This is a genomic window from Sphingopyxis sp. MC1 (genome assembly GCF_000371385.1).
GTDB classification, from domain to species: domain Bacteria; phylum Pseudomonadota; class Alphaproteobacteria; order Sphingomonadales; family Sphingomonadaceae; genus Sphingopyxis; species Sphingopyxis terrae.
Genome location: NZ_AOUN01000004.1, coordinates 1 through 23167 on the forward strand (window position 1 = coordinate 1; position 23167 = coordinate 23167).

22 protein-coding genes, 1 tRNA gene and 1 riboswitch are annotated in these 23167 nt (G+C 65.2%); of the genes, 10 read left to right on the forward strand and 13 right to left on the reverse strand.

Annotated features, from left to right (window positions below; translation table 11 throughout):
• Nucleotides 1-92: 92 nt before the first annotated feature.
• From EBMC1_RS06765 to EBMC1_RS06775, 3 genes are all read right to left on the reverse strand, one after another.
• Nucleotides 93-2171: a phage integrase gene (locus EBMC1_RS06765; RefSeq protein WP_011540389.1), complete on the reverse strand. Its 2079-nt coding sequence runs from the start codon at nt 2169-2171 to the stop codon at nt 93-95.
• A 113-nt stretch (nt 2172-2284) separates the two neighbouring features.
• Nucleotides 2285-2359: transfer RNA gene (locus tag EBMC1_RS06770), tRNA-Gln, on the reverse strand.
• Between the two features lie 56 nt (nt 2360-2415).
• Nucleotides 2416-3501 (reverse strand): branched-chain amino acid aminotransferase, encoded by a 1086-nt coding sequence (locus EBMC1_RS06775; protein WP_003042619.1) that lies wholly within the window; start codon nt 3499-3501, stop codon nt 2416-2418.
• A 78-nt stretch (nt 3502-3579) separates the two neighbouring features.
• Between EBMC1_RS06775 and EBMC1_RS06780 the strand changes: the two genes are divergently transcribed.
• A complete protein-coding gene (locus tag EBMC1_RS06780; RefSeq protein WP_003042620.1) occupies nt 3580-4089 on the forward strand; it encodes a MarR family winged helix-turn-helix transcriptional regulator in 510 nt (169 codons plus the stop codon).
• A gap of 54 nt (nt 4090-4143) precedes the next feature.
• On the opposite strand, the gene proC is transcribed toward EBMC1_RS06780, so the two are convergent.
• Together proC and EBMC1_RS06790 are read right to left on the reverse strand one after the other, a co-directional pair.
• A complete protein-coding gene (proC, locus tag EBMC1_RS06785) occupies nt 4144-4974 on the reverse strand; it encodes a pyrroline-5-carboxylate reductase (protein ID WP_003042622.1) in 831 nt (276 codons plus the stop codon).
• Between the two features lie 23 nt (nt 4975-4997).
• Nucleotides 4998-6689, reverse strand: coding sequence for an alkaline phosphatase family protein (locus EBMC1_RS06790; RefSeq protein ID WP_003042625.1), 1692 nt, complete (start codon nt 6687-6689; stop codon nt 4998-5000).
• Nucleotides 6690-6774: 85 nt separating this feature from the next.
• Between EBMC1_RS06790 and EBMC1_RS06795 the strand changes: the two genes are divergently transcribed.
• The 5 genes from EBMC1_RS06795 (at nt 6775) to EBMC1_RS06815 (ending at nt 11229) form a co-directional block, all read left to right on the forward strand.
• Nucleotides 6775-8856: a protein-disulfide reductase DsbD family protein gene (locus tag EBMC1_RS06795; RefSeq protein ID WP_003042630.1), complete on the forward strand. Its 2082-nt coding sequence runs from the start codon at nt 6775-6777 to the stop codon at nt 8854-8856.
• Nucleotides 8857-8959: 103 nt separating this feature from the next.
• Nucleotides 8960-9700, forward strand: coding sequence for a TlyA family RNA methyltransferase (locus tag EBMC1_RS06800; RefSeq protein WP_003042632.1), 741 nt, complete (start codon nt 8960-8962; stop codon nt 9698-9700).
• A 62-nt stretch (nt 9701-9762) separates the two neighbouring features.
• A complete protein-coding gene (locus EBMC1_RS06805) occupies nt 9763-10314 on the forward strand; it encodes a TspO/MBR family protein (protein ID WP_003042633.1) in 552 nt (183 codons plus the stop codon).
• A 50-nt stretch (nt 10315-10364) separates the two neighbouring features.
• Entirely contained in the window at nt 10365-10661 is a 297-nt protein-coding gene (locus EBMC1_RS06810) for an accessory factor UbiK family protein (protein ID WP_003042635.1), read from the forward strand.
• A gap of 61 nt (nt 10662-10722) precedes the next feature.
• Complete coding sequence (locus EBMC1_RS06815) at nt 10723-11229, forward strand: YbjN domain-containing protein (RefSeq protein WP_003042637.1); 507 nt, start codon at nt 10723-10725, stop codon at nt 11227-11229.
• A 23-nt stretch (nt 11230-11252) separates the two neighbouring features.
• Here EBMC1_RS06815 and EBMC1_RS06820 read toward each other — a convergent pair whose 3' ends face one another.
• The 6 genes from EBMC1_RS06820 to EBMC1_RS06845 form a co-directional block, all read right to left on the reverse strand.
• Nucleotides 11253-12212 carry a right-handed parallel beta-helix repeat-containing protein gene (locus EBMC1_RS06820; protein WP_003042639.1) on the reverse strand — a complete coding sequence of 320 codons (960 nt, stop codon included), beginning with the start codon at nt 12210-12212 and terminating at the stop codon, nt 11253-11255.
• A gap of 118 nt (nt 12213-12330) precedes the next feature.
• Nucleotides 12331-14949, reverse strand: a complete 2619-nt coding sequence (gene metH / locus EBMC1_RS06825) for a methionine synthase (protein WP_003042641.1) — start codon at nt 14947-14949, stop codon at nt 12331-12333.
• Between the two features lie 18 nt (nt 14950-14967).
• Entirely contained in the window at nt 14968-15492 is a 525-nt protein-coding gene (locus EBMC1_RS06830; protein ID WP_003042643.1) for a GNAT family N-acetyltransferase, read from the reverse strand.
• Complete coding sequence (locus EBMC1_RS06835) at nt 15492-16547, reverse strand: homocysteine S-methyltransferase family protein (RefSeq protein WP_003042645.1); 1056 nt, start codon at nt 16545-16547, stop codon at nt 15492-15494. Before EBMC1_RS06835 ends, EBMC1_RS06830 begins: the two co-directional genes overlap by 1 nt.
• Nucleotides 16544-17482 (reverse strand): methylenetetrahydrofolate reductase, encoded by a 939-nt coding sequence (gene metF / locus EBMC1_RS06840; protein ID WP_003042647.1) that lies wholly within the window; start codon nt 17480-17482, stop codon nt 16544-16546. Before metF ends, EBMC1_RS06835 begins: the two co-directional genes overlap by 4 nt.
• Nucleotides 17479-18468, reverse strand: coding sequence for an ArsR/SmtB family transcription factor (locus EBMC1_RS06845; RefSeq protein ID WP_003042649.1), 990 nt, complete (start codon nt 18466-18468; stop codon nt 17479-17481). The genes metF and EBMC1_RS06845 overlap by 4 nt, the downstream gene beginning before the upstream one ends.
• A gap of 217 nt (nt 18469-18685) precedes the next feature.
• On the opposite strand from EBMC1_RS06845, the gene EBMC1_RS06850 reads away from it, so the two are divergent.
• The 4 genes from EBMC1_RS06850 (at nt 18686) to EBMC1_RS06865 (ending at nt 20582) form a co-directional block, all read left to right on the forward strand.
• Entirely contained in the window at nt 18686-19003 is a 318-nt protein-coding gene (locus EBMC1_RS06850; protein ID WP_003042650.1) for a hypothetical protein, read from the forward strand.
• Between the two features lie 191 nt (nt 19004-19194).
• Nucleotides 19195-19488, forward strand: a complete 294-nt coding sequence (locus EBMC1_RS06855) for a hypothetical protein (RefSeq protein ID WP_003042652.1) — start codon at nt 19195-19197, stop codon at nt 19486-19488.
• 78 nt (nt 19489-19566) lie between these two features.
• Nucleotides 19567-19773 (forward strand): hypothetical protein, encoded by a 207-nt coding sequence (locus tag EBMC1_RS06860; protein ID WP_051066375.1) that lies wholly within the window; start codon nt 19567-19569, stop codon nt 19771-19773.
• 32 nt (nt 19774-19805) lie between these two features.
• A riboswitch (ZMP/ZTP riboswitch) is annotated at nt 19806-19886 on the forward strand.
• A gap of 18 nt (nt 19887-19904) precedes the next feature.
• Complete coding sequence (locus EBMC1_RS06865) at nt 19905-20582, forward strand: DJ-1/PfpI family protein (RefSeq protein WP_003042657.1); 678 nt, start codon at nt 19905-19907, stop codon at nt 20580-20582.
• Between the two features lie 9 nt (nt 20583-20591).
• On the opposite strand, the gene EBMC1_RS06870 is transcribed toward EBMC1_RS06865, so the two are convergent.
• Nucleotides 20592-21377: a glutaminyl-peptide cyclotransferase gene (locus EBMC1_RS06870; protein WP_003042660.1), complete on the reverse strand. Its 786-nt coding sequence runs from the start codon at nt 21375-21377 to the stop codon at nt 20592-20594.
• 127 nt (nt 21378-21504) lie between these two features.
• Nucleotides 21505-23148 carry a chaperonin GroEL gene (gene groL / locus EBMC1_RS06875; RefSeq protein ID WP_003042661.1) on the reverse strand — a complete coding sequence of 548 codons (1644 nt, stop codon included), beginning with the start codon at nt 23146-23148 and terminating at the stop codon, nt 21505-21507.
• Between the last annotated feature and the right edge of the window lie 19 nt (nt 23149-23167).

Sequence of the window (23167 nt, forward strand, 5' to 3'; positions counted from 1 at the left end):
AGCGGGAGTTTTTCAACAGAATAAGGCGCATAGCAGCCGTAAACGATGGCTTAGCCACCCAGCGACTATTCGATATTTAGTCCGACATGGTGTCAACCGCGCTTGCGCCGCCCGGCGCTCTCGCGAGTTGGCCGCGCGCCGCGCATGCAAACGGGTAGCAACCGGATTTCTACGGTATCTTGCAGATGGGCGGTCACTTTGGGTATCTGGTTCACGACATCAAGCAGGATCTGGAGGCGTGTGGCGCTCGCGTATCGGTTGGCATTTTCGCCGCCATGCTTCTGACCGAGAAGATCCGACCGAAATTCTTCGAATGTCTGCAACATCTTCAATTCAGTGCTGACCATATGCCGACCGCTGTGAACCGCCTGTCCCGGCTTTACGAGTTTCAGACGTGGCTTAATGTGAAGCCATATATTTTTGAAAAATACATCTCCCAGCGCACGCCCTGTGCGACCGGGTTGGATTTCTGGAAAGAGGTACTGCTCGCCAGCTTCCTTCATGGCTTGGACATAATGCATGAAGCCCAAGCGACGCAGCTCTTCGCAAACAGGAATCTTACGAACGCTGGTCGCGTTCTTGACGCCGCCCGCAGAAGTTTTCCTGATGTTGACAAAAAAGATACCGTCTTCTTCGCCGATATCATCGACCAAAAGCTTACAAGCTTCCTCGCGCCGCATACCTGAATACCAGACCAGCGGCATGACCCAATAGGCTGCGTCGTGCCAAATCGAGCCTCCCGGCGTCACGGACAAACGCTGAGGCAAATCGACGCCCGTACCGCCGGTCCAGATGCCGAGACGAAACAATTCTTCACCCTGCGCAATCGTATAGGGGTCGCGCTCGTCGCGCTCGTCCCTGTCGTCCTCATCGAGGATAAAATCTGAAAAATCGAGAGGCGCCATTGGCGTTTTCGTCGCAAGCCACGCACACAATCTCTTGAGGTTGGCGAAATGACGATTGATGGTTCCTACGTCGAGGCCAATCGCGAACGAGATTTCTTCGCCGCGCTCCTCTTCTTCAGTAAGACGATCGAGCGCCTCGCTGCAAATTTCCTCCAGCGACATCGCTTCGTGTCGAGGCGACTTATGATGCGACGACGGTAACCGGTTCAACAGGTCGTAAAACTGGTTCAGGTCTTCCTGGCATGTTGCTGCCATGGCCTTGCCATTATTTGACTTGCCGAACAGAAAGGGCGCGGCCTTGAACTGGCGCTTCTGGCTGGCGCCCCAGACCTTCGGCTGCGACTTGCGCTTTTTGGGGTTCGCACCCTCGGCCAGGACCGGCGCATCTTCCCGTCCGCGCGCCTTTGGTTTCAGCTCCATATATTTTTCTACTGCCTGCACCGGGCTAAGGGTGGCATAATGGGTCTGCACATCGGTGAGTGTCGACGCTGACGCAGGCACAATGGTGCTGGCGTTCCACGCGTTTGGAGGCGCAGGGGCGGAGATCGGGGGAGGCATCGAAGTCTGCAGAGGCGCTCGCCCGAGCGCGTTCATCAGCGCCAAGCTGTGTTCGATCGCCCGAACCTCGGGGCTGTCGTAGGTTGCCGCGGCCGTCAACCGTGCCCCACACATGACCTGCCGGGCAATTTCGATTCGGTCAGCCGCTGGCTCGATGCCGAGCCGCTCCAGCAATGCCTTTGCCTCATTCAGCAAATTGCCGGGAACATCGCCGGCTTGGGAAAGCATCGCATAAAGATTGGCGCGGGCCTCTTCGTCCAGCGACGGAAAGCGCTTGTCGAATGACCCGATGTAATCGATGCCCATATAGTCGTCGAAGCCATTTGCGATGAAATCGCCGTTAAACGCTGCATAGATCGAGAGCATCTGGTGGAAGCGAGCGGTGACATTGCCCTCACCGTCCTTCTCGATCACCGCCAACTGATGCGCCAGCATGTTGCGATACCGCACCATCTCCTCTCGAAAGAGATGGTTCACCTGCTCGCTGGTCAGTCCTTCCTGCTCGATCCGTTCGTATAAGCTCATTCGCACAACCTCGCTTCGGCTGGTCATCGCGACCGCGCGCCGTCGCGCGACCGACTGGTCCTTCGTCAAAAGGCTGACCGTTGTTACGATGGTTATAGGACGTTCAAGCCGTCCAACGAAGCGCACCCGGCGACGCCACCAGTAGGTGGCCCCGCGACGGTTCACATTTTCGATTGCTGGCATCAGGCACTGGCTCCACCCACTGGTAGCAATTGATGCCACTGCGATGGTCGGCCTTGCTCAGTTAAGGGAGAAACCTGGGGTTTTCCGTCCCTTGGCTGAGGCACAGCACCGGCTGGCTGGGGCGGCAGGATTCGAACCTGCGCATGGCGGTACCAAAAACCGCTGCCTTACCGCTTGGCTACGCCCCATCGGCCGGTGCGAGGGCGCTCTATAGCGTCTCGCGACCGATTGGCAAGGCGCCGGATCAGAGGCGCGTGACCCAGCCGTGCGGGTCGGCGGCGCGGCCGCGCTGGATGTCGACGAGCCTGTCCTTCAGCATCGCCGTAACCTGTCCGGGGCCGCCGGCGCCGACGGTGAAACTGGTGGCGCCGCGCGTCACCTTGCCGACAGGGGTCACCACCGCCGCGGTGCCGCACGCAAAGCTTTCGGTCAGCCTGCCGCTGGTCGCATCGGCCTGCCACTGGTCGATCGCATAGGGTTCCTCGCGCACCGTCAGGCCCGCATCGCGCGCCAGTGTGATGATGGCGTCGCGGGTAATGCCGGGCAGGATCGTGCCGGTCAGCGGCGGGGTGACGATGCTGCCGTCGTCGAAGACGAAGAACATGTTCATGCCGCCCAGTTCCTCGATCCAGCGATGCTCCGCGGCGTCGAGGAAGACGACCTGATCGTGACCCTTTGCGATCGCTTCCTGCTGCGCAATCAGGCTCGCCGCATAATTGCCGCCGCATTTGGCGGCGCCGGTGCCGCCGGGTGCGGCGCGGGTATAGTCTTCCGACACCCACAGCGAGACGGCCGGCGCCCCCGACTTGAAATAGTTGCCAACCGGCGAGGCGATGACGAGGAAATGATATTCGGCGGCAGGCTTGACGCCCAGAAACACCTCGCTCGCATACATGAAGGGGCGCAGATAGAGCGCGCCGCCTTGCACCTTCGGGAACCAGTCGGCATCGACGCGGACAATCTCGCGCACCGCGGCAACGAACAGGTCCTCGGGCAGTTCGGCCATCGCCATGCGGCGGGCGCTGGCGTTGAAGCGTGCGGCATTCGCCTCGGCACGGAACAGTGCCATCGATCCGTCGTCGAGCCGATAGGCCTTCAGTCCTTCGAATATTTCCTGCGCATAATGAAGGACCGCGGTCGCCGGATCGAGCGACAAGGGGCCGCGCGGCATCACCTGCGCATCGTGCCAGCCCTGGCCTTCCTTGTAGCGGATAGAGACCATATGATCGGTGAAGACGCGGCCGAAGACCGGGTCCGCAATCGCCGCCGCGCGTACATCGTCCGCCGTCGGGTTCGGATGCGGAAGACGGGTGAAAGCGGGTGCGGACATGGAAAAACCTAACCTCTTGGCAGTGACTCGGTGCGCGCCTCTTGCCAAAGCGCGGCGCCGCGCGCAACGGTAGTCGCCATGGCCGATGAAAATTTTCTTTCACAAGTTCCCGCTGCCTCTGCCCTTTTCTTGCGCGAAGAGGAGGTGCGCCGCGGCATCGAATTCCTGTTTTTCGGCCATGGCGCGTTGTGGCGCGCGGGCGATGCGCGGCTGGCCGAAAACGGCCTCGGACGCGCGCATTACCGCGCGCTTTACTTCATCGCGCGCCAGCCGGGGCTGACGATTTCGGATCTGCTCGCGCTGCTCGGCATCACCAAACAGTCGCTTGGCCGGGTCATCAAGGATCTGGAGGCGCGCGAGATGCTCGTCACGCGCCCGGGCAACCGCGACCGGCGGCAGAAGGAACTACGGCTCACTCCCGCCGGACGCGCCGTCGAGGCTGCGGTCTTCGGGCAGCTACGCGACGCGATGAGCCGCGCCTACACCCATGCGGGTCAGGCGGCGGTCACCGGCTTCTGGCAGGTCAACGAAGCGTTGATGTCGCCGCGCGAGCGGCAGCGCGTCGCCAGGCTGGGCAGCGAAAGCTGAGCGGGCGATAGCCGCCCGGCGCTGTCGCGGCCCACGCCTTTGCGGGCGCGCCGATCAATCTTCGCCGCGGGCAAGATCGGCGAGTTCGCGGCCGCGATCGCGCGCCGCGCGCAGGACATTGGTCATCAGCGCAACGAGTTCGCCGCCTTCGTCGAGGATATCGAGCCCGGCCTGCGTCGTGCCGCCCTTGCTCGCGACCTGCGCGACGAGCGCGCCCGGCTTTTCGCCGCTGCGCGCGAGCAGGGCGGTCGCTCCGCCAAAGGTCGCGGTCGCAAGCTTGAGCGCATCGTCCCCTGCAAGGCCGAGCCGCTCGCCCGCCGCCGCATAGGCTTCGATCAGACGAAAGACGAAGGCCGGACCGCTGCCGGTGAACGCGGTAACGAGGTCCATCATGCCGTCGTCGGGGAGCGCAACGATCTCGCCGAGCGGCTTGAGCAGCGCTTCGATCGCGGCACTGTCGGCATCACCCGTACTGGTCACGGCCGAAACCCCGGCGCCGATGCGCGCGGCGAGATTGGGAAGGATGCGGACCTGCGCCCGCGCTTCGGGAAAACGGACCGCGAGATCGGCGAGCGATACGCCGGCGAGGATCGAGAGCAGATGCACCTCGCCACCCGCGACCGCGGCCAGATCGCCGGCGACCTCGCCCAATTGCTGCGGCTTCATGCCGAGCATGATCCAGTCGGCGGCCTGACCCGCCGCCCGCCAATCGGCAAGCGCGGTGAAATGCGCGGTGCCTTTGCGCGGCGCCGCGACCGGATCGACGATGGCGACCCGCGCCGGATCGAGCCCCGCGGCGAGCCAGCGATCGAGCATCGCGCCCGCCATATTGCCGCAACCGACCAGCAGCATCCGGCCGGCAAATTTCCCCAAAGTCTTCGTCATGATTCCTTGTTCTTCATTCTTCGTTACGGACGGCAACTGCTTTCCGGCCCCGAAAGCAGGTCGAGGCAGCGGCCATCGATCTTGGCCGCGTCGACCGGCAGGTCGATGAGCGCGGCAAGCGTCGGCATGATATCCACCGTCATCACGGCATTCGGCTGTTCGAAGGCGGTGAGCCCCTTGCGCCAGAAGAGGATCGGCACGCGGCGGTCATAGTCCCACACCGAACCATGCGTCGCGACATAGCCGAGGCCCGATTCGGGGATCGGCGTGACGCGCGGTTTGAGCACGACGATGAAATCGCCCGAACGCTGCGCATTATAGGAAGCGCCCAGCTTGTCCATCAGCGTCCACACGTCGGGCGACCGTTTCGAGATCGGATGGTTCGCCAGTTCCTCACCGGTCACCACCGCCTCGACCTGTCGGTGGGCGCGGTAGCGCGCCACCAGCTCGGCCAGCGCCGCCTTGCGCTGCGCGGGGGTCAAGGCCTTCGACAGATACATGTCGCCGAACGGGCCATCGCCATAAAGCAGCGGCTGCGGCAGGCCGAGCTTTTCGGCCACTGCCTTGCCCATCGCTTCGGGATCGAGCGCGGCATCGACGCGTTCGGCGGCGGGCCAGGCATTCTGACGGTTGCGTTCGGGCAGATCATGGCCGCCATGGTCGGCGGTCAGCACGACGGCATAGTCGATGCCGGTCGCATCGAGCCGCGCGAAGAAATCGCCGAGCTGCTGGTCGAGCGCGTGCATCTGGATGCACATCTCGGCGCCCTCGGTGCCCGTGCTGTGGCCGATATAGTCGGTCGCCGACAGGCCGAGGATCAACAGATCGGTCGTGCTGCCCTCACCCAGCTTGCGCGCAGCGCGCAGCGCGGCACCGGCGGCGAGCACCGCCCCGTCCGATTCGGGTGAGGCCATGAAGCGGCGGAAATCACCGCCATCGCGCTGAAAGCGGCCGGTGCCGACCGTGCCGCCCTTGTCGATCGGGATCGCGATATCGTGTGACGCGCAATCGGCGGGCAGGTCCATCGCGGGGCGCGCCTGGCCAATCGCCGCGGCGATCGCGCTGCTTGCCTGCTGCGCAACCGGCGACAGCTTGGTGCCGCGATAGCTGGTGAGGCCGCCCGGAAACAGCCACATCAGCTCGTCTGCCTTGCGCCCGCCCATCATGATCGCGGCGCGATCCTTGCCCGCGACCGAGACGACCTGCGCCTTCGGATCGCGCGCCTTCATCAGATCGCCGAGCGTCGGGACCATCAGATGATTCACCGATGCCGCATATTTGCCGCCGCCCGAACTCGTATCCGGCACGGTTTCGTCCTCGGCGCAATAGACGCGCTTGTCGGACCGGGCGACCGAGAGGTCGAAATAATTATTCGCGATGATCCCGGTGTGCGCCGGATGATTTCCGGTCAGGATCGTCGAATGGCCGGGGCAGGTTTCGGTCGCGCCGTGCGACTGATATCCCGCCGGAAACACCACGCCCGACGCAAGCCGTGCGAGTCCGCCGGTGTAATGGCTGCGATATTCGGCGAACAGATCGGCCGAAAACTGGTCGACGGAGATTGCGACGATCAGCTTGGGCGGCGGAGATGCCGCCGTAACCTTTGCGACCGGTGGCGCCGAATCCTGTGCAAGGCCGGCTCCGGCAGTTGCGAAACAGAGGGTGGCGGCGAGAACGGTGGTCAGGCTTTTGAGCTTCACGGGGAACATCTCCATGGCTGGGGTCGTCAGCGCGGGCTGTCCTCTCGACGAAAGCCGCCTATATGGCAAGCCTCGAACGACAGGCAGACACAGGACAGGCATGGATCGCGCGAAAGACGGCTTTGTGACAGACCGAAGTGCATCGGCGACGGTGCGCGCGCTGCTGGCGCTGTTCGCCCTGGTTCTGCTCGCCTTCGCTCCTGCTCGGGCGCAGACCACGCATATCGCGCCGCGGCTGGTCGCCGAATCGGTGGTACCGTCGCCCGGCGGAGCGACGACGATTGCCCTCGCGATGACCCCCGAAAAGGGTTGGCACGGCTATTGGTCGAACGGCGGCGATGCCGGTTTCGGCATGCAAGTCGAATGGAATGCGCCGCCGGGCGTCACCGTAGGCGCCTTTCGCTATCCGGTTCCCGAGGCGCTGACGCTCTTTGGGCTGATGAACCATGTCTATGAACATCCCTATGCGCTGCTCGCCGATGTCCGCGTCGACAAGAGTGTCGCGCCGGGAACCGACCTGACGCTGACCGGCATCGCCAACTGGCTCGCCTGCACCGACAAGATCTGCGTTCCCGAAAAGGCGGTGATCTCGGTCGCGATGAAGGCCGGCGACGGAGCCATCGCAGAGGGCGCGCAGCAGCAATTCGACGCATGGCGCGCCAAGCTGCCGCAGCCGCTCGACCGCGCGGGGGCGTGGGAACGCCGCGGCGCGATGGTGCGGTTCGGCATCCCGCTGCCCGAAGGCACCACACTCGACGTTCCGCACCTCTTCCTCGAAACGCAGGGTGTGATCGACTATCCCGCACCGCAGAGCTTCAGCCGCAACGGCGATTGGATCGTCGTCGAGGCGCGCGCGAAGGGTGACGCGGCCGGCCCGATACAGGGACTGCTCAAGCTGTCGGACGGTCGTGGGCTTAGCGTGCACTTCGAGCCCGAGGCGGTACGCCTGGCGGGCAAGCCGATTGCGGCTGCTTCGGGGTCCATTGACATGGCGCTGTTCTGGACCGCGCTCGGCGGCGCGATCATCGGCGGATTGATCCTCAACCTGATGCCCTGCGTCTTCCCGATCCTGAGCCTGAAAGCGCTCAGCCTCGCCCGTTCGGGCGGCGACGCGCGCGACGCGAAGATCGAGGCGGTGGCCTATACGGCGGGTGCCGTCCTGACCGCACTGCTACTCGGCGGCGCGCTTCTCGCGCTGCGGGCCGCGGGGGAACAGGTCGGCTGGGCGTTCCAATTGCAACATCCGGTCAGCGTCTTCGTGCTGATGCTGCTTGCGATCGCGATCACGCTGAACCTTGCCGGGGTCTATGAACTGCCGTCGTTCGGTGCCGGTCAGAGGCTCGCGAGCCAAAACGGCGCGGCGGGTGGCTTCTGGACCGGCGCTCTCGCCGCGTTCGTAGCAACCCCGTGCAGCGGTCCCTTGCTCGGCGCCGCGCTCGGCGCGACGCTGGTGCTGCCTGCGTGGGCGGCGCTCCCGATCTTTGGCGGGCTGGGCTTGGGGCTCGCCCTGCCGTTCCTTGCCGTCGGTTTCGTCCCCGCGCTTCGCAATCGCCTCCCCAGGCCGGGGCCATGGATGGCAAAGTTCCGAAAATGGATGGCGTGGCCGATGGCCCTGACCGCGCTGGGCCTTGGCTGGTTGCTCTGGCGGCAGACCGGATCCGTTACGCACGGATGGCTCCTGCTTTTCATCATGCTGCTCTATATCGCCGAAATGCTGCGCCGGTGGCGGCTCGGAAGGATCAGCCGCAACACCACGCTTATGCTGGTAGTCTTTGCCATTGCCTTTTTCGGCTTCAAGGCGTGGGACCAGTTCGCGATGCCGGTTGCTCCGACGGCAGAAGCGGCCGCGGAGACTTTCTCGCCCGACGCGCTCGCCAAAGCGCGTGCGACTGGAAAGCCCGTATTCGTCTATTTCACCGCCGACTGGTGCCTGTCGTGCAAGGCGAACGAGGCGGGTGCGATCAACCGCGCGGCGGTGCAGGAGGCGTTCGACAAGGCCGGCGTCGTCACACTCGTCGGCGACTGGACCAACGGCGACCCCGCCATCACGCGTGCCTTGGCCGAGCATGGCCGCAACAGCGTGCCGCTTTACCTCTGGTACGCGCCGGGCAAGGCCGAAGCCGAAATCCTGCCACAGATCCTGACACCGGGGCTGCTCACCGACAAGGCCGGGGCGATATGATCTCCCTTTTCGTCATTGCGAGCGAAGCGAAGCAATCCAGAGCGGAGGACGCAACGCTGGATTGCCGCGCGGCTTCGCCGCTCGCAATGACGAGGAAAATGTGATGGCCAAACAGCGTGCAGACCAACTGCTCGTCGACCGCGGACTGGCCGAAAGCCGGACGCGCGCGCAGGCGCTGATCCTGGCGGGGCTCGCCTTCGTCGGCGACCGCAAGATCGACAAGGCGGGGCAGCAGATCGCCGAGGATGCCGCGATCAGCGTCAAGGGCCGCGACCATCCATGGGTGTCGCGCGGCGGGATCAAACTCGACCATGCGCTGACGCATCTGGGCTGGGATATTGCGGGCGCGGTGGCGATCGACGTGGGATCGTCAACCGGGGGTTTTACCGACGTGATGCTGAACCGCGGCGCGGCACGCGTCTATGCAGTCGATTCGGGGACCAACCAGCTCGCCTGGAAGTTGCGGCAGGACGACCGCGTCATCGTCCACGAACAGACGAGCGCGCGCGTCCTGACCGCCGATCATATTCCCGAGCCGGTCGATCTGATCGTCTGCGACGCGAGCTTCATCGCGCTGTCGAAGGTGCTGCCGGTGCCGATGGCCTTTGCCAAAGCGGGCGCGCGCCTCGTCGCGCTGATCAAACCGCAGTTCGAAGCCGAACGGCACGAGGTCGGCAAAAAGGGCGTGGTACGCGACGCCGCGGTGCACGCCCGCGTCTGCTCCGAGGTGCGCGACTGGCTGGAACGTTCGGGCTGGCGCGTCGTTGAGACGGTCGAAAGTCCGATCACCGGACCCGAAGGAAATGTCGAATTTCTGATTGCGGCTACGAAATCCGCAGCTTGACGCGGGCGGTGCGCGCCGCGACAGCATGACCGACACAGATTCGCGCGCGAAGGACCAGATGCATGAGCGAGATTGCCACCCCCGGTCAGCTACGCATGTCCTATTGGCGCTGGGCGATGTTCACCGTCCCGGCGCTCGTCCTGATCGGCAGCCTGATGGGTCTGCTCTCGAACAGCGGCTACGACAATCGCTGGTTCATGGCGCTCGACCGACCCGCGATCGTTCCGCCCGGCTGGGTCTTCGGGGTCGTGTGGACGACGCTCTATGTCCTGCTCGGCCTGTCGCTGGCGATGATCCTCCACGCGCGCGGCGCGCGCGGGCGCGGCTTCGCGCTGGCGCTGTTCTTCGTACAGCTGATCGCCAATTTTGCCTGGTCGCCGCTCTTTTTCGGCATGCATCAGGTGACCGCCGCGCTCTATCTCGTCATTTTCATCCTGATGGTGACGATCGCGACGACCTTTGCCTTTGCGCCGATCCGCAAGGCGGCGGCGTGGCTGCTCGTTCCCTATATGATATGGCTCAGCTTCGCGACGATCCTGAATTTCCAGATCGATCAGCGCAACCCCGACGCCGAAACCCTTGTGCCGGCCGCCGCGACCTCCCAGATAGGATGACGACCCGATTTGGGTGAGTACAGGGGACGACCCCGACAAAGGACAGGATAATGCAAAGCGAAAACCGGTTTTTCGACGATCTGGCCAAGATGGTCAACGGTATCGCAGGCACCGTCGCCGGTGCCGGACGCGAAGCCGAAACCGCGATGCGCGAACGCGCGAAGGAATTCGTCGGCCGCATGGACTTTGTGAGCCGCGAGGAATTCGAGGCGGTGAAGGAAATGGCGGCCAAGGCACGCGCCGAAGCCGACACGCTGAAGGCGCGGCTGGACAAGCTCGAAGCCGCGGCAAAGCCGGCCGCCGCCGCGAAGGCGCCGGCCAAGCCCCGCGCCGCGCCCAAGAAGTAACGGAGCGGGCTTTCCCCCGCGCGACTCGCCACCCGGCCAAAGTCGCGCTAAGGGCGCAGCCATGACCGACGATATTTACGACGACGAGGACGGCCAGGAAGCCGCGCCGATGGATATGCTGGCGTCCTATTTTGCGGCGCACGACTGGCCGCACGAAATGATCGGCGAGGACGAGATCGTCGCGACCGCGCAAGGCAGCTGGACGACCTATGAACTGCGCGCGGTGTGGCGGCCCGAGGACGGGGTGCTGCAACTGCTCGCCTTCCCCGACATCCGCGTCGTCGAGGACAAGCGCAGCGTCGCGCACGAAGCGCTCGCGATGATCAACGAACAGCTCTGGCTCGGCCATTTCGAGCTATGGTCGAACAGCGGCACCGTCCTCTATCGTCACGCGATGCTGATCGGCAGCGATGCGGCGATGCCGCTCGACATCACCGAAACGCTGGTCGAAAGCGCCATCGACGAATGCGAGCGCTTTTATCCGGTGTTCCAGTTCGTGCTGTGGGGCGGCAAGACGCCCGCCGAGGCGCTGGCCGCGTCGCTGATCGAAACGCGCGGCGAGGCCTGACCCGTCGCGCCGGGCGCGCTTGCTTACCGCTTTTCGAAGGGCTTGAGGCCGGGGCCGATCTGATTGGCCCCGATCGTCAGCGGTTCGCCGCTCCAGTCGGCGACGAACACCGAGGATCGGCCGATGCCCTGCGGGATGCTCGCGCGATTGCCTTCGATCACCAGCCCGCGCGACGGATTGTCGCGGCTCTCGGCCGCGACCGCGATCAGCGCCGAGTAATTTTCCTTGTCGCGCCCCTGGACGAGCAGATTGCCCGTGATCCGTCCGGTCGAACCCGAGGGCAGATCGATGAGATAATTGGTCGCGGTCCCCTGCGTATCGTCGAAACTATTGTCGCTGATTTCGACCTCGCGCGCGCGGGCCTTCAGATAATGGCCGCCGCTGCCCTTTTCGAAGCGCGTGTGCGTCACGACGACGCGTCCATATTCGCCGGTATAGACGCTGTGCGCGCAGCTCAGCCCGCGGTCGCAGCGGCCGAGGCGCGAAAAGGTCGAGCGGTCGATCGTCAGCGTCGCCGCGGGATCATTGGCCGTCAAAATCCCTTCCTCGCTGTTGCGGAACAGGCTGTTCGCCACGTCGAGATTGCCCTGTTCGAGCCGGATGCCCGCGCCATTGCCGTCGGGAACGCGCATATTCTGGAACACCAGACCGTCGACGCGCGCGGCGCGGCCGCGCAGCACCAGCGCCGCCTTGCCCTCGCAGCTCACGCCGTCGAAGATCGCGCGCCCTGCCTCGGCCGCGACGAAGGCAACGCGCCCGGCGGTCTGGACCGCGCAATCGCGATGATAGCCCGTCGCGATGCGGATCGTGCCGTCGCCATCGCCGATCGCGTCGACCGCCTCTTGAAGCCGCCCGAAGGCGCGGCCGCTTTCGGCGACCACATAGGCCGCTGCCCCCGCCTGCGCGGGCAGCGGCGCGGGCGCGAACAGCATCGGCAGGGCGAGAAGCGGCAGCATGGGCCGACGAAGGAGCATCTGGATCATCGCCGCGCCATAACCCTTTTGCGGCCCCACGTCCTTCGCGAAGCTGGTTAACGGAGGCGCTGTCCCTTTGTCGGACAGCCCTCCCCCGCCGGGTTAATCCCCGTCCTGTTTACCGACGTCAGTCGAGGTTCGGACGCAGCCAGCGACGGGCGGTTTCGATATCGACGCCGCGCCGCACGGCATAGTCGGCAAGCTGATCTTCCCCCACACGCGCGACCCCGAAATAGCTTGCGTCGGGATGGCCGAAATAGAAGCCCGAAACCGCTGCGGTCGGCAGCATGGCAAAACTCTCGGTCAGCGTTGCCCCCGAATTGGCCCCGGCATCGAGCAGGTCGAAGAGGATCGGCTTCAGACTGTGATCCGGGCACGCGGGATAACCGGGCGCGGGACGGATGCCGCGATATTCTTCCTTGATGATCGCCTCTGGCGTCAATTGTTCGGCGGGCGCATAGCCCCACAGATCGGTGCGGACATGCGCGTGGAGCCGTTCGGCAAAGGCTTCGGCGAAGCGGTCGGCGAGCGCCTTCAGCAATATGTCGCTATAGTCGTCGTGCGCCGCCTTGAAGCGCGCAAGGTGCGGCTCGATGCCGTGGATAGCGACCGAAAAGCCGCCGATCCAGTCGCCGTCGTGGCTGACGAAATCGGCCAGGCACATATTCGGGCGCCCTTCGCGCTTCGCGATCTGCTGGCGCAGGAAGGGAATGCGGACATGCCGTTCTTCCTCGGCGAGGTGAATGATGACATCGTCGCCTTCGCGACGGCACGGCCATAGCGCCGCGACGCCCCGCGCGTGAAGCCAGCCCTCGCCGATGATCTTTTCGAGCATCGCGCGCGCGTCGGCATAGAGGTTCGTCGCGCTTTCGCCGACGATATCGTCGTCGAGGATCGCCGGGAAATTGCCCGCCAGTTCCCACGCGCGGAAAAAGGGGGTCCAGTCGAACCATTCGACGAGTTCAGCCAGATCCCAATTGTTGAACACATGGACGCCGGGCTTTTCGGGCGGGAACGGCCGGATATGCTCGTCGACGACGAACCCGTTGGCGCGCGCATCGTCGATCGGCACCAGCGCGCTCTGCCCCTTGTTTGCGCGCACGTCGCGGATATGTTCGTAATCCGACTTGTAACCGCGAACGAACGCATCGCGCCCGGTGTCGCTGACGAGCGAGGTCGCGACGCCGACCGCGCGGCTCGCATCGAGCACGTGCAGGACCGGCCCCTGATAGGCGGGGTCGATGCGCAGCGCGGTGTGGACTTTCGACGTCGTCGCGCCGCCGATCAGCAGCGGCATCGTCATGCCGGCGCGCTGCATTTCCTCGGCCACCGTCACCATCTCGTCGAGCGAGGGGGTGATGAGGCCCGACAGGCCGATCATGTCGGCGTCATTTTCGTTCGCCGCCTCGAGGATTTTCGACCAGGGCACCATGACGCCCAGATCGACGATCTCGAACCCGTTACATTGCAGCACGACGCCGACGATATTCTTGCCGATATCATGGACGTCGCCCTTCACGGTCGCCATCACGACCTTGCCCTTGCCCTTCGCGCCGGGTTCCTTGGCGGCTTCGATGAAGGGTAGCAGATGCGCGACCGCCTTTTTCATGACGCGCGCCGATTTGACGACTTGCGGCAGGAACATCTTGCCCGACCCGAACAGGTCGCCAACGACGTTCATGCCGTCCATCAACGGCCCCTCGATCACCTCGATCGGGCGGTCCATCAGCAGCCGCATCTCTTCGGTATCGTCGACGACATGCGCGTCGATGCCCTTGACCAAAGCATGTTCGAGCCGCTTTTCGACCGGCCAGCCGCGCCATTCCTCGGCCGCCTTTTCCTGCGCCGCATTGCTGCCCTTGTAGCGTTCGGCGAGCGCGATCAGCCGCTCGGTCGGGCTCAGTTCCTCGCCCTCCACCTTGCGGTTGAGGATGACATCCTCGCACGCGGTGCGCAGTTCGGGGTCGATCGTGTCATAGACGTCGAGCTGCCCCGCGTTGACAATCGCCATGTCGAGCCCGGCGGGGATCGCGTGATAGAGGAAGACGCTGTGCATCGCGCGGCGCACCGTCTCGTTGCCGCGAAAGCCGAATGATAGGTTCGACAGCCCGCCCGAGAAATGGGCGTGCGGACAGCGAACGCGGATTTCCTTTACCGCCTCGATGAAATCGACGGCATAATTGTCATGCTCCTCAAGCCCCGTCGCGACCGCGAAGATATTGGGATCGAAGATGATGTCCTCGGGCGGAAAACCGATGGTCATCAGCAGCTTGTAGGCGCGCTCGCAAATCTCGATCTTGCGCTCTTTGGTGTCGGCCTGTCCGACCTCGTCGAACGCCATCACGACTACCGCAGCGCCATAGGCCATGCATTTGCGTGCGTGGTCCAGAAAAGCCTCCTCGCCCTCCTTCATGCTGATCGAATTGACGATCGGCTTGCCGGGGACGCATTTCAGCCCTGCTTCGATCACCTCCCACTTCGACGAATCGATCATCACCGGCACCCGCGCGATGTCGGGTTCGGCGGCGATCAGCTTCAGGAAGGTCGTCATGGCGCGCACAGCGTCGAGCAGGCCTTCGTCCATGTTCACGTCGATGACCTGCGCGCCATTTTCGACCTGCTGGCGCGCCACCTCGACCGCCGCGGTGAAATCGTCGGCGAGGATCAGCCGCTTGAAGGCGGCGGAGCCGGTGACGTTGGTGCGTTCGCCGATGTTGACGAACGAGGAGGAGAGAGTTGCGGTCATCGAACAGTCCAAAGAGAATCAGGCAGCAAGCGGGCGGGCAAGAACGCGGTCGTCGTAGAGCTTTCCCCCGACGTTGAACTGGCGTGTCCCGACGTCGACGAAGCCCTGCTTGCGATAGAAAGCGAGCGCCCGTTCGTTGCGGGCGTAAACGCCGAGCAACAGGCGGCGATGCCCTGCCGCAGCGTCAAGAGCGCAGCGCATCAGTGCGGCGCCAAGTCCGCTGCCATGAAAACGCGACAGCGAATAGATGCGCTTGAGTTCAATGTCGCCCGCCTCGGCAGCGGCGAGGTCGGGCCGGCCGATCAGCGCGAAGCCGATCGGCGCGCCGCCCGGCTGCGCCTCCGCAAGCCAGGCGCGCGCGCCCGACGCCAGATAGGCGCGATAGGCGGCCTCCTGATGCTGCGCCGCGCAATGCCCGACGATCGCCTCGCCGTCGAGAATGCCCGCGAAGGTTTCGAGGAAGGTCGCGGCGCCGATCAATGCCAACGCGGCGGCATCAGCCTCTCCGGCCTCGCGAATCGCCCATGTCGGTCCGTCCTCCATCAGGATGCCGCCGCCATCGTGAATGGCTCCAGCCCGGCAAGCCGCGTGCGCACCGGCACCTCGGGAATCCGCCGCGCAGGAAGGCCCTGCACGGCCTTGGCCATCGCCGCAATATGCGCCGGGGTCGATCCGCAGCAGCCGCCGAGGATGTTCACCTGACCATGGTCGGCCCATTCGCGGACCAGCGCCGCAGTCGTGTCGGGCAGTTCGTCATATTCGCCAAGCTCGTTGGGCAGTCCGGCGTTCGGATAGACCATCACCAGCGTGTCGGCGAGGTCGGAGAGCACGCGGACATGCGGACGAAGCTGCGCCGCACCGAACGAGCAGTTGAGCCCCACCGTCAGCGGCTTTGCGTGACGCACCGCATACCAGAAAGCCTCGACCGTGTGGCCCGACAGGTTGCGGCCCGACAGGTCGGTGAGCGTCATCGAGATCATTAGCGGCAGCTCGCGCCCGACCTTCGCCTCCGCCTCGAGCGTCGCGGCGATCCCCGCCTTGGCATTCAGCGTGTCGAAGATCGTCTCGATCAGAATGAAATCGGCTCCGCCCTCGGCGAGCGCGATTACCTGTTCTCGATAGACGTCCTTCAATTCGTCGAAATCGATCTCGCGATAGCCGGGATTGTTGACGTCGGGCGACAGCGACAGCGTCTTGTTCGTCGGCCCGACCGCGCCCGCGACGAAGCGGCGGCGGCCGTCCTGCGCCGCGAACTTGTCGGCCGCTTCGCGCCCCAGGCGCGCGCTTTCGTGATTGATGTCAGCAACCAGCGCTTCGGCGCCATAATCGGCCTGGCTGATCCGGTTCGCGCTGAACGTGTTGGTCGAGACGATGTCCGATCCGGCGGCGAGATAGGCCTCGCCGATCGCGGTCACGACATCCTGCCGCGTCAGCGCAAGGATGTCGTTATTACCCTTCTGATCGTGACCGAGGCCGAGCGATCCCGCATAATCGGCTTCGCCGAGCTTGCGGAGCTGGATCTGGGTGCCCCAGCCGCCATCGGTGAGCAGGATGCGATCCTTCGCCGCCGCGATCAGGGCCTCGCGCGCTGAGATCATGCCGCCTTATCCTTTGCCGGCGCCACCGGCCGCAACCCCAGCATATGACAGATCGCATAGCTGAGTTCGGCGCGGTTGAGCGTGTAGAAGTGAAAATCGCGTACCCCGCCCGCGTAGAGGCGGCGGCACATTTCGGCCGCGACCGTCGCGGCAACGAGCTGACGCGCGGCGGGCAGGTCGTCGAGCCCTTCGAACAGTGCGATCATCCACGCGGGGATCGCGGTGCCGCACATATCGGCCATGCGCCGCGTCTGCGACACGTTCGACACCGGCAGGATGCCCGGCACGATCGGCGCGTCGATGCCCGCCGCAGCCGCGGCGTCGCGGAAGCGCAGGAAGGCTTCGGGCGAGAAGAAGAATTGCGTGATCGCACGCGTCGCCCCGGCATCAAGCTTGCGCTTCAGATTGTCGAGATCGCCCTGCGGGCAATCGGCGTCCGGATGCACCTCGGGATAAGCGGCGACCGAAATGTCGAACGGCGCGATCCGCTTCAACCCGGCGACGAGCTCGACCGCGTTCGCAAAACCCTCGGGATGCGCCCGATACGCACCGCCGCCGGGGACATCGCCGCGCAACGCGACGATATGCCGCACGCCCGCGTCCCAATAGGCGCGCGCAACCTCTTCGATCTCGGCGCGCGACGCCTCGACGCAGGTCAGGTGCGCGGCGGGCGGCACCGCGCTTTCGGACGCGATCCGTGCCACCGTCGCATGGGTGCGCTCGCGCGTCGATCCGCCCGCTCCATAAGTTACCGAAACGAAGCGCGGCGCCAGCGGCTCGAGCGTGCGGAACGTGTCCCACAGCTGCGCTTCCATCTTCTCGGTCTTGGGCGGAAAGAATTCGAAGCTGACGCCGATGTCGCCTTCCAGATTGGCGAAGAGCGGCGACGCCGCAGCGCGGCGCGCCTCGGCCAGCGCGTCGAGGGAAGTGGTCATGCGGCGAGCCTTTTGCCTTCGCCGTCGCCCGCGGCGACGGGGGGTTGATCCTGTTCGCGGAGGCGCGCGCCAAGCCACAGCTTGACCGCGAGCGCACCGCCTTCGAGTGTTTGCGTCCGTTCGAGCGTCAGCCCCGACGCGGCGAACCAGCCGCCGATCTGCGCATCCGAAAAGCCGAGGCGCGCGTGCGCCGCCAAGGCGCGCAGATCCTCATCCTCGTGCGGCGCGAAATCGGCAACGAGCAAATGCCCGCCATCGCGCAGCACGCGGGCGGCTTCGGCGATGACCCGCTCGGGTTCGTGCGCAAAGTGCAGCGCTTGGTGGATAACCACCGAATCGACGCTGGCGTCGGCGATGGGCAGTGCGAGGAAATCGCCCTGCACCAGATCGACCGGCACTGCCTGATCCGACAGTTTGGCGCGCGCGATGCGCAGCATTTCGGGGCTGCGGTCGAGCGCGGTGATCCGCTGCGCCGTCGGTGCGAAAATTTCGGCCATGCGCCCGGTGCCGGTGCCGACGTCGAGCAGATGGCCCAGCGCGCGCCCGTGCATCATCGCGACCATCGCGTCCTCGACCTCGCTTTCGGCGACATGGCGCGACCGGATCGCATCCCATTCGGCCGCATGGTCGGCGAAATAGCGTTCGGCCACCGCCGCGCGCTCGGCGCGAACCGCGGCAAGCCGACGCGCATCCTGCGCGATCACCAGCGCCTCGCGCGCCGAAAAGGGCCAAGCCCCCGCAGCAGCAGCCATGTCGGCGCCCGGCCCCTGTTCGGCGATGCGCAGGAAGACCCAGCTCCCCTCGCGGCGGCGCTCGACGATCCCGGCTTCGGCGAGGATACGGACGTGGCGCGAAACGCGCGGCTGGCTCTGTTCAAGCACCGCCGCCAGTTCGCCGATCGCCAGCTCCATCTCGCGCAGCAAAGCGACGACGCGCAGGCGCGTCGGGTCGGCCAGGGCCCGGAAAATGTCGATCAGCTCGCTCATCGCAGCATCATATAAAGACTTCTTTATATGTGGTCAACGAATTGTCGTGCAGCAACCGTGTGCGCGCGCGATTGCGACCAACGCCGCGCCTTGGACAAAAAGTCCGTTGCACCCCCACTTACAACCCTGTAATTCCGGCGCCCGATCAACGGGAGCAGGATCGCATTGGTCCGGTCCGCCCGCCGGTCGAGAAGTTCAATCAAGAGGGGTATCCCAAATGAAAAAGTCGATCACTCTGTCGCTCGTCCTCGCCGCGTCGCTGAGCGTTGCCGCTTGCTCGCAGAAGGCTGCTGACGAAGCCGCTCCGGCCGACACCGCGGCCACCGAAACCGTCGAAGGCGCTGCCGACGGCGCGATGGAAGCCGCTTCGAGCGCTGCTGACGCGACCGCTTCGGCCGCGACCGACGCCGCCGCTGCCGCCGGCGACGCTGCCGACAAGGCTGGCGAAGCTGCAGACAAGGCCAGCGAAGCCGCTGCGGCCGCCAAGGAAGCGACCGACGCCGCTGCCGCGAAGATGGAAGAAGCTAAGAAGTAAGCTTCCACTTTCGCCTGCCAAGGCAAGGAAATCGGGGGTCGTCGACATGCGTCGGCGGCCCCTTTTCCTTTTGCGATCAATACCCCGCGGCCACCGCGTCCCGCCGCACGGTTGCCAAGCGGGGCAGGCGCAGTTAGTCTCCGCGCCCAGTGGCCGGTTATCCGGCCGCTTGCACATCGAAAGGAACATATATGCGCAAGATCATCCTCGCCTCGATGGCCGCAGCGGCCTTCAGCCTCGCCGCTTGCTCGGAAAAGGCGCAGCAGGAAACGTCTGAAGCCGGCGACGCAATCGCCGCTGATGCCGCAAGCGCCGGCGATGCCGTCGCCGATGGCGCGGCCGACGCCGCCGACGCGACCGCCGATGCCGCGAAGGACGCCGGCAACGCCGTCGAAGGCACCGTGAATGCCGCCGGCGATGCCGCCGCTGCCGCGGGCGACAAGATCCAGGAAGAAACCAAGAAGGCCGAAGCCAACGACAAGTAAGTCGTCGGCAGGCCCTTGGCCTGATAGAGAAAGAGGGGCTTCGCCGGAATGGCGGGGCCCCTTTTCGCAGGAGCCGACATGACGAAATTTCCAACCTGCATGGTTTTGGCCGCAGTACTGTGCCTCGTCGCCGGCTGTAGCCGCACCGACAATGAGCCCGGCCCCGGAGGCGTCACGGTCAGCGAGGCCAAGGCGCTCGACGATGCGGCCGAAATGCTCGAAAGCCGGGACGGTACCGCTACGAACGCCGACAGCGCCGCGAGCGGCGAATACGGCGGCAAATAGGCTTTCGCCGATGCGAAAGCCGCGATAGAAGACAGGCGTCCCGCAACTGGCGCTGAAGATGGAGTTCCATCGGGGAGCGGGACCGATGCGAGCCGCGCGCCTGGGTGATCCGTCAGAAAAGGACCATCCCGATGACCGACGCGCCGCAAACCACCATCGTCTTCCTGCTGTTTCCCGGTATCACCCAGCTCGATTTTACCGCACCGGCGCAGGCGCTGTGCCGCCTGCCCGGCGCGCGGCTGATCGGCGCCGCGGCCAGCCTCGACCCGATCCCGACCGACTGCGGCTTTGCCATCCTGCCGACGCATGATTTCGCTGCGGCGCCGCAGGCCGATATACTGTGCGTCCCCGGCGGACATGGTGTCGCCGAAGCGTTGGGCGACCGGGCGACGATCGACTTCATCGCGCGGCAGGCGGCGGGCGCCACCTGGGTGACGAGCGTGTGCACCGGCGCCTTCCTGCTCGGCCGCGCGGGGCTGCTCGAAGGGCGGCGCGCGACCACGCATTGGGCCTATACGCATCTGCTGCCGATGGTCGGCGCGCGCCACGAAGCGGCGCGCGTCGTCGAGGACGGTCCCGTCGTGACGAGCGGCGGGGTGACGTCGGGCCTCGATTTCGCGCTGACGCTGGTCGCGCGGATGCGGGGCGACGCGGCCGCGCAGGCGATCCAGCTTGCAATCGAATATGATCCGGCCCCGCCCTTCGCCGGCGGCCACCCCGACCGGGCGCCGGTCGCGGTGACCGAGGGGTTGAAAGCGCGCGTCTATGACGCAGCGGCGGCGCGGATGGCAGCGGCGCTCAAAAGCTAGAGCCGGCCCCTATGCGCAGTTTGCGAGGGCGATCTCGTAGAGTTTGGGCCAATATTTGCCGGTGACAAACAGCCGCTTGCCCTTCGCGTCCCAGGCAATGCCGTTGAGCACGCTGTCGCTGTCGCTGACCCCGGCGTCTTTGCGCAGCCCGGTCAGGTCGATGTAGGAGACGATGGCGCCGCTGTCGGGGTCGATCCGCACGATGACGTCGCTCATCCACACATTCGCCCATACCTGTCCGTCGATCGCCTCGAGTTCGTTGAGCATGGCAAGCGGACGGCCGCCGAAGCGAACGGTGACGCGGCGCTTTTCCACCATCGTCGCGGGATCGAAGAAGCGCAGCGTCGGCGTCCCGTCGCTGAGCACGATCGTATCGCCGAGCGTCGTCACCCCCCAGCCCTCGCCCGAATAGGTGAAGTCGCTGATCGGCTTCAGATCCTTGAGGCGCCAGCGATGGCCGATGCCGTTCTGCCAGGTGACGCCGATAATCTGGTCGCGCCAACGCGTGATCCCTTCGCCGAACTGGTCGGCGGGGAGCGGCGTTTCGGCTAGCGCCTTGCCGGTCGCCAGGTCGAGACGCGCGATGCGCGAATGGCCGTACTGCCCCGTCCCTTCGTAAAGATGGCCGTCGTCCCAGAACAGGCCCTGAGTGAAGGAGGACGGATCGTGCGGATAGGTCTGGACCACCCGGTAGCCACAGCGTTCGATCGTGGCGCGCGGCGGCGGCGGCGCAGGCGGAGCGACGGCGGCCGCGGGATCGGCGAGTAGTGCGGCAAGGGCGAGAAGCAGGCTCATGACCGCCTAGCTATGCTGCGGCGGATGAACTGGCAATGGCCCGGAAAAAGGTGGGTGGACAGAAAAGGGCCGGAGGATTGCTCCCCCGGCCCCGTTTCTTGTTGGCTGAGCGCCGAACGGTACGGACTTAGAAGTCCATGCCGCCCATGCCGCCCATGCCGCCGCCGCCCATCGGCATCGCCGGCTTGTCTTCGGGAAGCTCGCTCACCGCCGCTTCGGTGGTGATGAGCAGGCCCGAAACCGAGGCAGCGTCCTGAAGCGCGGTGCGCACGACCTTGGTGGGGTCGATGACGCCGGCGGCCTTCAGATTTTCATAGACGTCGGTCGCGGCGTTGAAGCCCTGATCCTGGTTGTTTTCGCGCAGCAGGTTGCCGGCGACAACCGCACCATCATGGCCGGCGTTGGCCGCGATCTGACGCAGCGGCGCTTCGATCGCCTTGCGGACGATGTCGATGCCGCGGGTCTGGTCGTCGTTGGCGCCCTTTAGCCCTTCGAGAGCCTTGGTGGCATACAGCAGAGCCGTACCGCCGCCGGGGACGATGCCTTCCTCGACCGCGGCGCGGGTCGCGTGCAGCGCGTCGTCGACGCGATCCTTGCGTTCCTTCACCTCGACTTCGGTCGCACCGCCGACCTTGATCACCGCAACGCCGCCGGCGAGCTTCGCCAGACGTTCCTGCAGCTTTTCGCGATCGTAATCCGACGTGGTGGTTTCGATCTGCGCGCGGATCTGTTCGACGCGGGCCTTGATCGCGTCGCCTTCACCCGCACCGTCGACGATGGTGGTGTTGTCCTTGTCGATCGTGACGCGCTTCGCCTGGCCGAGCATGTTCAGCGTGACCGACTCGAGCTTGATGCCCAGGTCTTCGCTGATCATTTCGCCGGCGGTCAGGATCGCGATGTCCTGCAGCATCGCCTTGCGGCGATCGCCGAAGCCCGGCGCCTTGACGGCCGCGACCTTGAGGCCGCCGCGCAGACGGTTCACGACCAGCGTCGCGAGCGCTTCGCCTTCGATGTCTTCGGCGATGATGAGCAGCGGACGGCCCGACTGCACAACCGCTTCGAGGATCGGAAGCATCGACTGGAGGTTCGACAGCTTCTTTTCGAAGATCAGGATGTACGGATCAGCCAGTTCGACCGTCATCTTTTCGGGGTTGGTGATGAAGTAGGGCGACAGATAGCCGCGGTCGAACTGCATGCCTTCGACGACATCGAGTTCGAACTCGAGGCCCTTGGCTTCCTCGACGGTGATCACGCCTTCCTTGCCGACCTTTTCCATCGCTTCGGCGATCTTTTCGCCGACTTCGATGTCGCCATTGGCCGAGATGATGCCGACCTGCGCGATTTCCGACGAGCCCGACACGGCGGTCGAACGGCCCTTGAGGTCTTCGACGACCTTGGTGACCGCGAGGTCGATGCCGCGCTTCAGGTCCATCGGGTTCATGCCGGCAGCAACCGACTTCATGCCTTCGCGGACGATCGCCTGGGCGAGGACGGTCGCGGTGGTGGTGCCGTCGCCGGCCTTGTCGTTCGCCTTCGAGGCGACTTCGCGCAGCATCTGCGCGCCCATGTTTTCGAACTTGTCCTTGAGTTCGATTTCCTTGGCGACCGAGACACCGTCCTTGGTGATGCGGGGGGCGCCGAAGCTCTTGTCGATCACGACATTGCGGCCCTTGGGGCCCAGCGTGACCTTGACGGCGTCGGCGAGGATGTCGACGCCCTTCAGGATGCGTTCGCGTGCGTCGCGCGAAAATTTAACGTCCTTGGCAGCCATGAGGATGCTCCTTTAATAA